We start from the raw sequence: 14,530 nt of genomic DNA, 5'->3' as shown, positions 1-14,530 counted from the left end.
TCTAGGGCGTGTTTCGAAAGTAGCGTCGTCTGCCCGAAGGGCAGGTCTGGCGGCGTCTGGTGCGTGCGATCGCAAGGCGGAGGGTCGCCCCGATACTGGATGTATCGGGGCAAGCCCGACAACGCGGCGAGCGTGCGTGCCAGACGCCGCCAGGCAGGCGGGACTTTCGAAACACGCCCTAGTACGCGGGCAGGGTGCGGGGGCCGAGGTCGTCGCGGGCGGGCGGCGGAGCGAGACGGACGGAGGCGCCGAGGACACTCAGCCCCTGTGGGGCGACGACGACGGGTTCCAGGGTGACGGCGACCACCTCGGGATGGTCGTCGACCAGCCGGGACACCCGCAGCAGCAGTTCCTCCAGGGCCGGGGTGTCGACGGGGGTGGAGCCGCGCCAGCCGAACAGCAGGGGCGCCGTCCGGATCGCTCTGACCAGGGAGGCGGCCTCCCGGTCGGTGACGGGGACGAGCCGGTGCGCGGTGTCGCCGAGCAGTTGGGAGGCCGCCCCGGCCAGCCCGAACGACAGCACCGCGCCCGCCGCCGGGTCGATCACGGCCCGTACGACGGTGTCGACGCCGCGCGGCGCCATCCGCTGCACCACCGGGCGCAGCTCCTCCGGTGCCCCGAACAGGCCGGTCAGCTCGGCGTAGGAGCGTCGCAGCTGCTCCTCGTCGGCGAGGTCGAGGCGGACGCCGCCCAGGTCGGCGCGGTGCCGCAGATGGGGCGCGGTGGCCTTGAGGGCGACCGGGTAGCCGAGCGTCCGCGCCGCCTCAGCGGCGGCGTCGGCGCTCGGCGCGGGCAGGGCCCGCAGCACCCGGACGCCGTACATGCCGAGCAGGTCGCAGGTCTCCTCGGTGCCCGGGGTGAATCCCTGCCCGCGTGCCAGGAGACCGTCGATCAGCGCGGCGGCGCCCCTCTCGTCGACGTCCTCGTACTCCGGCACCCGGCCGGGTTCCGCGGCCTCCCTGCGCCACCGTGCGTAGTTCACCGCCTCGGCCAGCGCCCGGACGGCCCGCTCGGCGGCCGGGTAGGCGGGGATGAGGCGGCCTGCGGCGGCTTCCGGCTCGGTGCCCGCCGCAGGGCCGGCCTCCGTGCCGGCCTCCGTGCCGGCCTCCGTGCCGGCCTCGGGGCCATTCCCGGTGCCGGTCTCGGGCCCGGTGCCTGCGCCTGCTCCGGTACCGGTTCGAGTGCCGGCCGCCGCTGGCGCGGCAGGAGCCGCGCCGGCCTGCGCCGCCGCTGCCCCGTCGGGCCGTCGGCCGGCCGGAGGGGCCGGGTGGGCCGCGTCCGCGACGGACTCGGCGCCTGCATCGGCCCCGGCGCCTGCCCCGGGACCGGAGACGCGGCCGGGACCGGGGACGGGGCCGGGACCGGGGACGGGGCCGGGGACGGTGCGAGGGCCGGCGTCCAGCGCCTCGGGCCGGGCACCGGCCTGGGGGGCGGTGCTCGTCGCGGCCGACAGCGCTGCGGCGAGCCCTCCGAGCTCGACGTGCACGACGAGCACGGGCTTGCCCGGCACCTCGCGGGCCGCCGAGCGGAGCGCCCCGGCCAGTTCCGCATCGTCGGGCGAGCCCTCCCCGATCGCCGGGATGGCCGTCACCACCACCGCGTCGCACGACGCGTCGGCCAGGGCCCGGGACAGCGCGTCCCGGAAGTCCCGCGCGGACGCGGCGGTCGTCAGGTCCAGCGGCGGCAGCGGCTGCAGCCCCTGGGACAGGCAGGCGTCGTAGGTGAGCAGCCCCAGCGACTCGGAGTTGCCGAGGATCGCCACCCGGGGGCCGCCCGGCAGGGGCTGGCGTGCGAGCAGCAGCCCCGCGTCGACCAGCTCGGTGATCGTGTCGACGCGGATCACCCCGGCCTGGCGCAGCAGCGCGGAGACCGTCTCGTGCGGCAGCCGGGTCGCGCGTACCGCGTGCCCCTGGGGTGCGGCTCCGCCGTGCCGGGCACCCTGGACGACGACGAGCGGCTTCATCGCCGCCGTGCGCCGGGCGAGCCGGGTGAACTTGCGCGGGTTGCCGATGGACTCCAGATACATCAGGGCCACGTCGGTGTCCGGGTCGTCGTACCAGTACTGCACGACGTCGTTGCCGGAGACGTCGGCGCGGTTGCCGGCCGAGACGAACGTGGACACACCGGTGACCCCGGTCACGCCGCCTCCGCGCCGGTGCAGCCGGGACAGCAGGGCGACGCCTACGGCTCCGGACTGGGTGAACAGGCCGATGCGGCCGGGCCGCGGCAGTTCGGGGGCGAGAGAGGCGTTGAGCCGCACCTCGGGCGAGGTGTTGATGATCCCGAAGGCGTTGGGTCCGATGATCCGCATGCCGTACGCGCGCGCGTGGCGGACGAGTTCGCGCTGGCGCTCGCGGCCGTCCGGCCCGCTCTCGGCGTACCCCGCGGAGATCACGACGAGGCCCTGCACGCCGTGCTCCCCGCACTCGGCGACGACTTCGGGCACCCGGTGCGCGGGGACGGCGACGACGGCGAGGTCGACGGGGCCGGGGATGTCCCGGACGGAGCGGTGCGCCGGCACCCCGTCGAGTTCCTCCAGGTCGTCCGGGAAGGCCCGGTTGACGGCGTACAGCTGCCCGGCGAACCCCGCTTCCCGGATGTTGCCGAGGACACCGCGGCCGACGCCGCCGGGGGTGCGGCCGACACCGACGACGGCGACGGAGCCGGGGGCCAGCAGCCGCCGCACCGAGCGCGCCTCGGCCCGCTGCTCCCGGGCGCGCTGCACGGCGAGCGAGCGGTCGGTGGGTTCGAGGTCGAGCTCCAGGCGTACGACGCCGTCCTCGAAGCTGCGCTTCTGGGTGTAGCCGGCGTCGGTGAACACCTTGATCATCTTGGTGTTGGCGGGCAGCACCTCGGCGGCGAACCGGCGGATGCCGCGCTCGCGGGCGACGGCCGCGATGTGCTCCAGCAGCGCGGAGGCCACCCCGCGCCCCTGGTGGGCGTCCTGCACCAGGAAGGCCACCTCGGCCTCGTCGGCGGGGGCGGGCGCGGGCAGTCCGTCCGCTCCGATGCGGTCGTAGCGCACGGTGGCGATGAACTCGCCGCCGATGGTGGCCGCGAGGCCCACCCGGTCGACGTGGTCGTGGTGGGTGAAGCGGCGGACGTCCTTGGCCGACAGGCGCGGGTAGGGCGCGAAGAAGCGGTAGTACTTCGACTCGTCCGAGACCTGCTCGTAGAAACTGACCAGGCGTTCGGCGTCGTCGACGGCGATGGGCCGGATGCGCGCGGTGCCACCGTCGCGCAGCACCACGTCGGCCTCCCAGTGGGCGGGGTACTCGTGCCGGTCCGGCGCGCTCTGCATGGGGCCCAGCGTACGGCTCGCACACGGCGACGGCGCGGGGCGGTCCGCGGGACATCCGACCGGGCCGGAGGGCGGGGCCAGGGCGGTGGCGGCCGAGGCGAGGACGGGCCGGGGCCGGGCCGGCGGCGGCCCGGGCGGGGCCGGACCGAGGCCGAGGCGAGGGCCGGGGCAAGGGCCGGGGCCGGGGCCAGGGCCGGGGCCGGGGCCAGGGCCGGGGCCAGGGCCGAGGCCGGGGCCAGGGCCGAGGCCGGGGCCAGGGCCGAGGCCGGGGCCGAGGCGAGGGACGGGCGCAGCGGCGGCGAGGGCCACCGCCGGGGGCCACGCGGCGCCCGGGACGGGGGTCCGTGGGGCGGCGGCGCACGGCCCCGGGCCCCCCGGAGCCGTGTCACGGTCCGGACGCCGCAGCCGGGCTCCGGAGGACCGGGCTCGTACGCCACGCCGGGACGGCCCGGGAGGCGGCACGTTCCCGGCACACCGGCCGGTGTGGAACACTGGTCTAGACAACCCTGAGCAAGTGAAGGGCAGCATCACATGGCTGAGCGCCGCGTCAACGTCGGCTGGGCCGAGGGTCTCCACGCCCGCCCCGCCTCCATCTTCGTCCGAGCCGCCACCGCCGCAGGCGTCCCCGTGACGATCGCCAAGGCCGACGGCAGCCCCGTCAACGCGGCCTCCATGCTGGCCGTCCTCGGCCTGGGCGCCCAGGGCGGCGAGGAGATCGTGCTCGCCTCCGACGCCGAGGGGGCGGACGTCGCCCTCGACCGCCTGGCCAAGCTGGTCGCCGAGGGCCTTGAGGAGCTCCCCGAGACCGTGTGAGCCGGCCCGCGCGACGCGCGCCGAAGCCGTGGCCACCCCGGGCGGCGGCGGCCACGGCTTCGGCGCTTCCCCCGCGTGCCCGGCCCTCTCCCCCGCGGCGTACGAACGGCCGAGCGGGAGCGGACGCGGACACCGCACGCAACGCGCGGCCGCCGCCGCCCGACACCGTTTCGGGACGCACGGCCGCGACCATCGGGCACACGCCGCGGAACGTCCGGCCGCGACGACCCGGCACACCCGCCGGAAGGCCCGTCCGCCATTCCGCGGACATGCCGAACAACGCACCCCCGAATTACCGGGAAAAGCGGAAAGCGGCAGCGCAGGAAAACCCCGCCGCCGATATCCTCTCTTTGTATACGGCGTACGCGTTAAGGCCGCGGACCCGACATGTTTACGGGATGTTGCGAAGTCCTCACACGGTCCGCGCGGTCCGGCTGGCCCGGAACGCGCAGCCGGTGCGCGGCCCCCGCCCGCTCGGCGTGCAGCGCGGTGATCGCCCGCGCGCGCTCGCTGTCGCCGCGGGCCACCGCGTCCACGATCGCGCCGCGCTCGGCCCAGGACTCGACCGGTCCGGCGGCGGGGGGCTCCACGGCGTACATCCAGGCGATCTTGTGCCGCAGCTGCGTCAGCACCGCGATCAGGGCGGGACTGCCGGAAGCCTGGGCGAGGGTCTCCTGGAACCAGCCGCCCAGCGAGCGCAGATCCTCGCTGTTGCCGCGTCTGGCCCGCTCCTGCCCCAGCCTGACCAGCCCGCGCAGCACCTTGAGATGCGCCTCGGTGCGCCGCTGGGCGGCCCGGGCGGCCCCCAGCGGCTCCAGCAGCATGCGCATCTCCAGCAGGTCCGCCGCCTCCTGCTCGGTGGGCTCGGCGACACACGCGCCCGCGTGCCGCCGGGTCACCACGAAGCCCTCCGCCTCCAGCGTGCGCAGGGCCTCCCGGACGGGAACGCGTGAGACGCCGTAGCGTCGCGCCAGCACTTCCTCGGTGAGCCGGCTCCCGCGTTCGTGGACACCGGCGACGATGTCGTCCCTGATCGCCGTGCACACCGAATGCGCCGGTACACGCATGAGCGACCTCCGCCTTAATGCCCGTGAAACGCCGACGATTGACGTGTGTTCAGCGACTCTATGGCAATGACGCCGAATTTCCGACGGCGGGCCGGATTCCATGGCTATTTTTTGCTCATGCGACCGTCCTGAACGGCCGATTCGACCGGATCGGCCGTCCCGTTGACCGGAAGGGAACGCCGAAAGCCCCGGCCGGGAGCGGCAGGGGCTTTTACGCGGGCGTACGCCGGGCACTGCGGCCGAGCACGGCTCGCACCGGGTGTGCGCCGGTCAGATCTCCACGCCGTGCGCGCGCAGGTAGGCGAGCGGGTCGACGTCGGAGCCGTACTCCGGCGAGGTGCGGGCCTCGAAGTGCAGGTGCGGGCCCGTGACGTTGCCGGTGGCACCGGACAGGCCGAGCTGCGCACCGGGGGCGACCGGCTGCCCCGCGACGACGGTCAGCGAGGACAGGTGGCCGTACTGGGTGTACGTGCCGTCGTGCATGCGGACGACGACCTGGTTGCCGTAGGCGCCGCCCCAGCCGGCCTCGACGACCGTACCGGCGCCGACGGACCGGACGACCGTACCGGTGGCGGCGTGGAAGTCGATACCGGTGTGGCTGCCGGAGGACCAGACGGAGCCGCCCGCGCGGTAGCCGGTGGAGACCGAGGAGCCGGCGACCGGCGTCACGAAGGTGTTCAGGCGCTTGCGCTCGGCCTCGCGGGCGGCGCGCTCCTCCGCCTCGCGGGCGGCCTCGGCCCGCGCCTCGGCGCGCGCCCTGGCGGCGGCCTCGGCCTTCCGCTCGGCGAGCGCCTCCTCGGCGGCCTGCTTCTGCGCGGCGGCCTGCGCGCCGACCTGGTCGGCCGCCAGGTCGCCGAGGGTGAGCACCGGCAGCAGGCCGGTCTGCTCGGCCTCCGGTTCGGCGGCGAGCGCCGGAGCGGCCAGAGTGCCGATGACACCGGTGGTGGTGAGCGCCGCCATGCCCGCCGCACGGGCGCCGGTGCGCCGGATGCGGGTGGGACGACGGTGCTTCCCGGTGGCGCGGGTGAACGCCATGAGGTGGCTGGTCCTTTCCTTCCCTCTCGCCTACCGGGTTAGCTGACGGGTTCGGAGCAGGAAGGTCTCCTACGGGCTCCCACGCACGCGCGGGCACCCGATTCACCCCAGGGATGTGGACCCCGTCCACCGCGGGGCGGCGACAGGGGTGGGTCCCCGGCTCCCCTGGCTCGCGCCGCACGGGGACTCGGCGATGACTGTCCGGTGCCGCGGATGCGGCGCACTGCCTGACGGACAGCCCGGAAGACGTTAAGGGGATCATCGGGTGATCCCCAAACCGATCGGCCGATGTGTAGCGCATGACACAGGACGGACAGGCAACCCCTGCCCCTCAATTCGAGGTAAGCGGCCACAAATCAGGCACCGCCGAAGGTGCCGGGGCGCCACGGGCCGAAGCGTCACCGGAGCCCCGGCGGGGCGGGCGGCGGGGGACGGACGGCACGGGTACGCACGGCGGCCGGCACACCCGTGCACCCGGTACGCACCGCGGCCGGCGCACTCGTGCACCCGCTACGCACCGCGGCCGGTGCACCCGTGCATCCGGTACGCACGGTGGCCCGTGCACCCGTGCACCCGTGCACCCGGTGCCGTCCCCCCCCGTACCCTCGTGCCCGCGTGCATGCGCGGGCACGGGGGTACGACAGGGGACGGCCCGCGCCACCCGCGCCGTCCCCGTGCTACTCGGCCGCCACCACGCTGACCGCGCCGATCCCGAGCGCCGCCACGGACTCCTTGATCTGCGCCGCGTCGCCGACGAGGACCGTGACCAGGCGGTCCACCGGGAAGGCGTTGACGACGGCCGCGGTGGCCTCCACCGTCCCGGTGGCGGCGAGCCGCTGGTACAGCGTCGCCTGGAAGTCGTCGGGCAGATGCTGCTCCACCTGGTCGGCGAGCGTGCCGGCGACGGCGGCGGCGGTCTCGTACTTCAGCGGCGCCACCCCGACCAGGTTCTGCACGGCCACGTCCCGCTCCGCGTCGGTCAGGCCCTCCCCGGCGAGCGTGCGCAGCACGCTCCACAGGTCGGCCAGCGCGGGCCCGGTGTTCGGGGTGTCGACGGAGCCGCTGATGGCGAGCATCGACGCGCCGGAGCCGTCCGGCGCGGAACGCAGCACCTGGCCGAAGGCCCGCACACCGTAGGTGTAGCCCTTCTCCTCGCGCAGGACGCGGTCCAGGCGCGAGGTGAGGGTGCCGCCCAGGCAGTACGTGCCGAGCACCTGCGCGGGCCACACCCGGTCGTGGCGGTCGGCGCCCACCCGGCCGATGAGCAGCTGGGTCTGCACCGCACCGGGCCGGTCCACGATGACGACCCGGCCGGTGTCGTCGGCGCTCACCGGCGGCACCGGGCGGAGCGCGGCCGCGGAGCCCTTCCAGGCGCCCAGCGTGTCGCCGAGCAGGCCGTCCAGGTCGACGTCCGTCAGGTCGCCGACCACGACGGCGGTGGCGGTGGCGGGGCGTACGTGCCGCTCGTAGAAGGTGCGGACCGCCTCGGAGTCGATGGCGGCGACGGTCTCCTCGGTGCCCTGGCGCGGCCGGGACATGCGCGAGGCGGCCGGGAACAGCTCCTTGGAGAGCTCCTTCGCCGCCCGCCGGGCCGGGTTGGCCAGCTCGTGCGGGATCTCGTCGAGGCGGTTGCGGACCAGCCGCTCGACCTCGCTGTCGGCGAAGGCGGGCGCCCGCAGGGCGTCGGCGAGCAGGCCGAGCGCCTTGGCGAGCCGGGAGACGGGCACCTCCAGGCTGATCCGCACACCCGGGTGGTCGGCGTGCGCGTCCAGGGTCGCTCCACAGCGCTCCAGCTCCGCGGCGAACTCCTCGGCCGAGAGCTGGTCGGTGCCTTCGGAGAACGCCCGGGCCATGATCGTGGCCACGCCCTCCTGGGCGGCCGGCTCGGCGTCGAGCGGCGCGTCCAGCAGCAGCTCGACGGCGACGACCTGCTGGCCGGGCCGGTGGCAGCGCAGGACCGTGAGGCCGTTGCCGAGGGTGGCGCGGGTGGGCGCCGGGAACGCCCAGGGCCGGGCCGCGCCCGCCTGGGGCATGGGGTGGAAGTCCATCGCGGCGAGCTCGGTCACTTGGCCGTCTCCTCGTGCTCGTGGTTCTCGTGGCTCTCGTGGCTCTCGTGGTTCCCGGCCTGGACGGTGGCCTCGGCCTCGGGGTCCTCGGGGAAGTCCTCGTCCTCGGTGTGCTCTGCGGACTCCGGCGACAGCGGCTCGTACACCAGCACCGCACGGTTGTCGGGGCGCAGCCGGGCGGCGGCGACCTCACGGACCTCCTCGGCGGTCACCTCCAGCACCCGCCGCACTGCGGTCAGGGCCAGCTGCGGGTCGCCGAACAGGACGGCGTAGCGGCACAGTTCGTCGGCGCGGCCGGCCACCGTGCCCAGCCGGTCCAGCCACTCGCGCTCCAGCTGGGCCTGCGCGCGCTCCATCTCCTCGGCGGTCGGGCCCTCGGCGGCGAACCGGGCGAGCTCCTCGTCGATGGCGGCCTCGATCACCGGTACCTCGACGTCCCCGGAGGCCTTCACGTCCAGCCAGCCCAGCGAGGGCGCCCCGGCCAGGCGCAGCACGCCGAAGCCGGCCGCGACCGCCGTACGGTCCCGGCGGACGAGCCGGTTGTACAGGCGGGAGGACTCGCCGCCGCCCAGGACGGTCAGCGCCAGGTCGGCGGCGTCGCACGCGCGCGTGCCGTCCTGCGGCAGCCGGTAGGCGGCCATCAGCGCCCGCGCGGGGACCTCCTCCTCGACGACCTCGCGCAGCTCCCGGCCGATCACGTCGGGCAGGGAGCCGTCGCGGGGGGCGGGCTTGCCGTCGTGTCCGGGGATGGATCCGAAGTACTTCTCGATCCAGGCGAGGGTCTGCTCGGGGTCGATGTCGCCGACCACGGACAGCACCGCGTTGTTGGGCGCGTAGTAGGTGCGGAAGAACGCGCGCGCGTCCTCCAGGGTCGCCGCGTCCAGGTCGGCCATCGAGCCGATCGGCGTGTGGTGGTAGGGGTGGCCCTCCGGGTAGGCGAGGGCCGTGAGCCTCTCGAACGCGGTGCCGTAGGGGACGTTGTCGTAGCGCTGACGACGCTCGTTCTTGACGACGTCGCGCTGGTTCTCCATGGACTCCTCGTCCAGGGCCGCGAGCAGCGAGCCCATACGGTCGGCCTCCAGCCAGAGAGCGAGCTCCAGCTGGTGGGCGGGCATGGTCTCGAAGTAGTTGGTGCGCTCGAAGCTGGTGGTGCCGTTGAGGGAGCCGCCGGCGCCCTGCACCAGCTCGAAGTGGCCGTTGCCCCTGACCTGGCCGGAGCCCTGGAACATCAGGTGCTCGAAGAGGTGCGCGAGCCCGGTGCGGTTCTCGGTCTCGTGGCGGGAGCCGACGTCGTACCAGAGGCACACCGCGGCGACCGGGGTCAGGCGGTCCTCGGACAGCACCACGCGCAGGCCGTTGGCCAGGCGGTGCTCGGTCGCTGTCAGGCCCCCGGAGCCTGCCTGGTCTGTGGCCGTGTGACCCATGGGCATGTACGTCCCTTCGATGGCTGTCGCGGTCGCTGAAAACCGCTGCTGTCCTGCCGGTCCTGCCACTGTATGCAAGCGTGCGGGCCGTCGTCGGAGTTCCCGCCCGCCGTACGCCGAGAGCGAGATCCCGTAGCCTTCGGGCACACGCGCACGGGCGGTGCCGGGTCCTGTTCCGGTGTTGTCGGTGCCGAGGTCCACAATGGTCCGCGTCAGAACCCGTTCATGCTTCAGAGCAAGGCGCGAGCCGGCGGGGCGTGCCGGTGCCGGCCGGACGAGTGCGTGCGGTCCGGGCGGTCCGGGCGCGCTCGTCCCGCCGGTACCGGCACGCGCCCCGCAGGCGAGCACCCAGAAAAGAGGAGCCGGCAGCGATGGCCCGCCGCAGCACGAAGACCCCGCCGCCCGACGACGCGTACGAGGAGAGGATCCTCGACATCGACGTCGTCGACGAGATGCAGGGCTCCTTCCTCGAGTACGCGTACTCGGTCATCTACTCCCGAGCGCTGCCGGACGCCCGCGACGGTCTCAAGCCGGTGCACCGCCGCATCGTGTACCAGATGAGCGAGATGGGGCTGCGCCCCGAGCGCGGCTACGTGAAGTGCGCGCGGGTCGTCGGCGAGGTCATGGGCAAGCTCCACCCGCACGGCGACGCGTCGATCTACGACGCCCTGGTGCGCATGGCGCAGCCGTTCTCCATGCGGGTGCCCCTGGTCGACGGCCACGGCAACTTCGGCTCCCTGGGCAACGACGACCCACCGGCCGCCATGCGGTACACCGAGTGCCGGATGGCCGAGGCGACGAGCCTGATGACCGAGTCGATCGACGAGGACACGGTCGACTTCACGCCCAACTACGACGGCCAGGAGCAGGAGCCCGTCGCGCTCCCCGCGGCCTTCCCGAACCTGCTCGTCAACGGCGCGTCGGGGATCGCGGTCGGCATGGCCACCAACATGCCGCCGCACAACCTGCGCGAGGTCGTCGCCGCCGCCCGGCACCTCGTCCGGTACCCCGGCGCCGACCTCGACACCCTGATGCGGCACGTGCCGGGGCCCGACCTGCCCACCGGCGGCCGGATCGTCGGCCTGTCCGGCATCCGCGACGCCTACGAGACGGGCCGCGGCACGTTCAAGATCCGCGCCACGGTGTCCGTGGAGACCGTCACCGCGCGCCGCAAGGGCCTCGTCGTCACCGAACTGCCGTTCACGGTCGGCCCGGAGAAGGTCATCGGCAAGATCAAGGATCTCGTCGGGTCGAAGAAGCTGCAGGGCATCGCCGACGTCAAGGACCTCACCGACCGTGAGCACGGGCTGCGCCTGGTCATCGAGATCAAGAACGGCTTCGTGCCCGAGGCGGTCCTGGAGCAGCTCTACAAACTGACGCCGATGGAGGAGTCCTTCGGCATCAACAACGTGGCGCTCGTCGACGGCCAGCCCCTCACGCTCGGCCTGAAGGAGCTGCTGGAGGTCTACCTCGACCACCGCTTCGAGGTGGTGCGGCGGCGCAGCGAGTACCGCCGCGGCAAGCGCCGGGACCGGCTGCACCTGGTGGAGGGCCTGCTCACCGCGCTGGTGGACATCGACGAGGTGATCCGCCTCATCCGGTCCAGCGACAACTCGGCCGAGGCCAGGCGGCGCCTGATGGAGCGCTTCGCCCTCAGCGACGTCCAGACGCAGTACATTCTCGACACGCCGCTGCGCCGGCTGACCAAGTACGACCGGATCGAGCTGGAGTCGGAGAAGGACCGGCTCACGGCCGAGATCGGGGAACTGACCCGGATCCTGGAGTCGGACGCGGAGCTGCGCAAGCTGGTCTCGGCCGAACTGGCCGCGGTCGCCAAGAAGTTCGGCACCGACCGCCGTACGGTGCTGCTGGAGTCCGCGGGCGCCCCGGCGCCGACCGTGTCCCTCCAGGTCGCCGACGACCCGTGCCGGGTGCTGCTGTCCTCGACCGGGCTGCTCGCCCGCACGGCGACCGGTGAGCCGCTCCCCGCGGGCTCCGGGGGGCGCCGCGCCAAGCACGACCTGATCGTCTCGGCGGTGGCCGCCACCGCGCGCGGCGAGGTCGGCGCGGTGACCTCGGCCGGCCGGCTGCTCCGGCTGAACGTGGTCGACCTGCCCCAGCTGCCGGACACCGCCACCGCACCGAACCTGTCGGGCGGCGCTCCGCTCACCGAGTTCCTCTCGCTGGACGACGGGGAGACGGTCGTCTGCCTGACCACCCTGGACGAGTCCTCCCCCGGACTTGCGCTGGGCACCGAGCAGGGCGTGGTCAAGCGTGTGGTGCCGGACTATCCGGGCAACAAGGAGGAGCTGGAGGTCATCACCCTCAAGGACGGCGACCGCCTCGTCGGCGGGGTCGAGCTGCGCACCGGTGACGAGGACCTGGTCTTCATCACCGACGACGCGCAACTGCTGCGTTTCCAGGCCTCCCATGTGCGTCCGCAGGGGCGTCCGGCGGGCGGTGTGGCGGGCATCAAGCTCACCGAGGGCGCGAAGGTCATCTGCTTCACCGCGGTGGATCCGGCCCTCGACGCGGTGGTGTTCACCGTCGCCGGTTCGCGGGGCACGCTGGACGACTCGGTGCAGACGACGGCCAAGCTGACCCCGTTCGACCAGTTCCCGCGCAAGGGCCGCGCCACGGGCGGGGTGCGCTGCCAGCGGTTCCTCAAGGGCGAGGACTGCCTGTCGCTGGGCTGGGCGGGCGCGGCGCCGGCCCGTGCGGCGCAGAAGAACGGCGCTCCGGCCGAACTGCCCGAGCCCGATCCGCGCCGTGACGGCTCGGGCGTGTCGCTGTCCAGGACGGTGGCGGCGGTGGCGGGACCGGCCTGAGGGACCGCGGCCGGCACGAGGGCGAGGGCGGGCCCGCACGGGGCGGCCGAGGACGGGCCGGCGCCGGGGGCGCTGGAGGAGCCGGGGCTGGGGGAGCCGGCGCCGGCCTGCAGCGGCTGAGGCCGTGAGCCGGCGCGGAGCCGGGCCGGACTGCGCTCCGGGGAGACGGCCGGCCCGGGGCGGGTCCTCCGGCGGAGGGCCTCAGCCGGTGACGGGTGAGCGGTCGGGGCCCTCCGGGGCGTCGAGACCCTCCGGGCCGCCGAGGGCGTACGCGTCACCGGGCCGGCCGACGGTGGGCCGGCCCGGTGCTTCGGGCTCGTCGCCCGGCTCCCGCACGTAGCGCAGGACGCCCCACATGCCGTGCTCGTCGGCGTCACCGGCGTGACCGGCGTCGTCGGCGCACGCCTGGAGTTCCTTGGCGAGGGCCTCGGTGTCGATGCCGGAGCCGATGAGCACGAGACGGGTCAGCCGGGGGCCGGCGGCGGGCCAGGGGTCGGGCTCGAAGCGCAGGAAGCGGCCGACGGCGTGGACGCCGTAGCGGTTCCGGGTGTCGTGGAGCCCGAAGCCGACCTGCCCCTTGATCCGGTAGAGCCCCTCGGGGCGGCTGTCGAGGAAGGCCATCAGCCGCCGCGGGTCCATCGGTGTGGCGGTCTCGAACGACAGGGTGTCGTAGGCCGCGTGCAGATGGCCGTCGTGGGCACAGCCGTCGTCGTCACCGGGGTCACCGGGGTCACCGACATGGCCGCCGTGGCCGCCGTGGCCGCCGATGCGGTCGTGCAGGTCGTCGAAGGAGAGCTGGCCGATGCGTTCCTCGCCGGGCCGGCAGTCGAAGAGGAGCTCCGGGTCGACACGGCCCCAGCGGGCGGGCACGACGGCCGCGCGGTCGGTGAGGGACCGGACCGCGGCGAGGAGCCGCGCGGCGTCCGGAGCCCGGTCCGTCTTGTTGACGACGACGAGGTCGGCGAGGCCGAGATGCCGGTCGATCTCGGGGTGGCGCTCCCGCGTGTCGTCGAACTCGGCGGCGTCGACGACCTCCACGAGCCCCCCGTACACGACTTCGGGCCGTTCGCTGGCCAGCACCATGCGCACGATCTCCTGGGGCTCGGCAAGCCCGCTCGCCTCGATGACGACGACGTCGACACCGGTGCCGGGGCGAGTGAGGCGCTCCAGGTAGACGTCGAGTTCACCGGCGTCGACCGCGCAGCACAGGCAGCCGTTGCCGAGCGAGACGGTGGAGTCGCCGAGCGCGCCGGCCACGGCCAGGGCGTCGATCTCGATGGCGCCGAAGTCGTTGACGATCGCGCCGATCCGGGTGCCGCCGCTGTGGTGCAGGAGATGGTTCAGCAGGGTGGTCTTGCCCGAGCCCAGGAACCCGGCGAGGACGACGACGGGGATCTGCCGCGAACCGGAACCCACTGTGCGACCTCTTTCACCTCTCGCGTCGCGCGTCCTGCGCGCCCGGCGTGTCCTGCATGTCCCGCGCCGCGCGCCCGCGCACGCCGGACCGCTCCGGGCACGCCACCGAAGACCGACTGCCGCCCCAGGATACGAGGCACCGGAAGCGTCGCGGTGTCGACGGCTGACTGCGGCGGCCGTAGGCGGAAGCCGGCTGCCGCCGGGCGTGCGGGAGGCGGACGTACGGCGGCACGGCGGGCCGGCCCGGCCCGCCGCCTGCGCCCGCCGCCTGCGCCCGCCGCCTGCGCCCGCCGCCTGCGCCTGCGCCTGCGCCTGCGCCTGCGCCTGCGCCGGAAGCTGCCCCGCAGGCCACCGACGCCCCTCCCCCGCGACGCAGGACGAGGGCCGCTTGTTCCGCATCTTCGAGCGGGCCGTCCGGGGATCTCAGGGGGATCTCAGGGGGCGGAGCAGCTCCACGGTCATGACTCCTCGGTCATGACTCCTCGGTCATGACTCCTCGGTCGTGGCCGCAGCCACGCCGGGGCCGGCACGACATCGCGTGGCACCGTTCGCGGCGGCGGGTCCGGCATCGCCCCCGCAC

8 protein-coding genes and 1 riboswitch are annotated in these 14,530 nt (G+C 74.5%); of the genes, 2 read left to right on the top strand and 6 right to left on the bottom strand.

Annotated features, from left to right (window positions below; all coding sequences use genetic code 11):
- Window positions 1–178: 178 nt before the first annotated feature.
- Complete coding sequence (locus tag AC5K6T_RS31435) at window positions 179–3,301, bottom strand: bifunctional acetate--CoA ligase family protein/GNAT family N-acetyltransferase (protein ID WP_493214427.1); 3,123 nt, start codon at window positions 3,299–3,301, stop codon at window positions 179–181.
- A gap of 531 nt (window positions 3,302–3,832) precedes the next feature.
- Between AC5K6T_RS31435 and AC5K6T_RS31430 the strand changes: the two genes are divergently transcribed.
- The gene (locus AC5K6T_RS31430) at window positions 3,833–4,114 is read left to right on the top strand and encodes an HPr family phosphocarrier protein (protein ID WP_493214426.1); all 282 of its coding nucleotides are present in this window, start codon (window positions 3,833–3,835) and stop codon (window positions 4,112–4,114) included.
- A gap of 368 nt (window positions 4,115–4,482) precedes the next feature.
- Here AC5K6T_RS31430 and AC5K6T_RS31425 read toward each other — a convergent pair whose 3' ends face one another.
- The 4 genes from AC5K6T_RS31425 to AC5K6T_RS31410 form a co-directional block, all read right to left on the bottom strand.
- Complete coding sequence (locus AC5K6T_RS31425; protein WP_493214425.1) at window positions 4,483–5,181, bottom strand: GntR family transcriptional regulator; 699 nt, start codon at window positions 5,179–5,181, stop codon at window positions 4,483–4,485.
- A 270-nt stretch (window positions 5,182–5,451) separates the two neighbouring features.
- Window positions 5,452–6,216, bottom strand: a complete 765-nt coding sequence (locus AC5K6T_RS31420) for a M23 family metallopeptidase (protein WP_493214424.1) — start codon at window positions 6,214–6,216, stop codon at window positions 5,452–5,454.
- A gap of 12 nt (window positions 6,217–6,228) precedes the next feature.
- A riboswitch (cyclic di-AMP (ydaO/yuaA leader) is annotated at window positions 6,229–6,419 on the bottom strand.
- A 474-nt stretch (window positions 6,420–6,893) separates the two neighbouring features.
- Window positions 6,894–8,282: a M16 family metallopeptidase gene (locus AC5K6T_RS31415; RefSeq protein ID WP_493214423.1), complete on the bottom strand. Its 1,389-nt coding sequence runs from the start codon at window positions 8,280–8,282 to the stop codon at window positions 6,894–6,896.
- Complete coding sequence (locus AC5K6T_RS31410) at window positions 8,279–9,712, bottom strand: M16 family metallopeptidase (protein ID WP_493214422.1); 1,434 nt, start codon at window positions 9,710–9,712, stop codon at window positions 8,279–8,281. Before AC5K6T_RS31410 ends, AC5K6T_RS31415 begins: the two co-directional genes overlap by 4 nt.
- Before the next feature lie 365 nt (window positions 9,713–10,077).
- Here AC5K6T_RS31410 and AC5K6T_RS31405 point away from each other — a divergent pair, with 365 nt between their 5' ends.
- The gene (locus AC5K6T_RS31405) at window positions 10,078–12,534 is read left to right on the top strand and encodes a DNA gyrase/topoisomerase IV subunit A (RefSeq protein WP_493214421.1); all 2,457 of its coding nucleotides are present in this window, start codon (window positions 10,078–10,080) and stop codon (window positions 12,532–12,534) included.
- A gap of 201 nt (window positions 12,535–12,735) precedes the next feature.
- Here AC5K6T_RS31405 and AC5K6T_RS31400 read toward each other — a convergent pair whose 3' ends face one another.
- On the bottom strand, window positions 12,736–13,950 hold the full coding sequence (locus AC5K6T_RS31400) for a CobW family GTP-binding protein (RefSeq protein WP_493214420.1): 1,215 nt from the start codon (window positions 13,948–13,950) through the stop codon (window positions 12,736–12,738).
- Between the last annotated feature and the right edge of the window lie 580 nt (window positions 13,951–14,530).

The sequence above is a fragment of the Streptomyces sp. B8-7 genome, from assembly GCF_058833805.1.
Note: the sequence above shows the minus strand (reverse complement) of the source record. Positions and strands in the feature narration are given on the sequence as shown.

Excerpts from the sequence above, each read along its gene's own strand:
- AC5K6T_RS31435 (WP_493214427.1), bottom strand. The coding sequence starts at position 3,301 with ATGCAGAGCGCGCCGGACCGGCACGAGTACCCCGCCCACTGGGAGGCC.
- AC5K6T_RS31430 (WP_493214426.1), top strand. The coding sequence starts at position 3,833 with ATGGCTGAGCGCCGCGTCAACGTCGGCTGGGCCGAGGGTCTCCACGCC.
- AC5K6T_RS31425 (WP_493214425.1), bottom strand. The coding sequence starts at position 5,181 with ATGCGTGTACCGGCGCATTCGGTGTGCACGGCGATCAGGGACGACATC.
- AC5K6T_RS31420 (WP_493214424.1), bottom strand. The coding sequence starts at position 6,216 with ATGGCGTTCACCCGCGCCACCGGGAAGCACCGTCGTCCCACCCGCATC.
- AC5K6T_RS31410 (WP_493214422.1), bottom strand. The coding sequence starts at position 9,712 with ATGCCCATGGGTCACACGGCCACAGACCAGGCAGGCTCCGGGGGCCTG.
- AC5K6T_RS31405 (WP_493214421.1), top strand. The coding sequence starts at position 10,078 with ATGGCCCGCCGCAGCACGAAGACCCCGCCGCCCGACGACGCGTACGAG.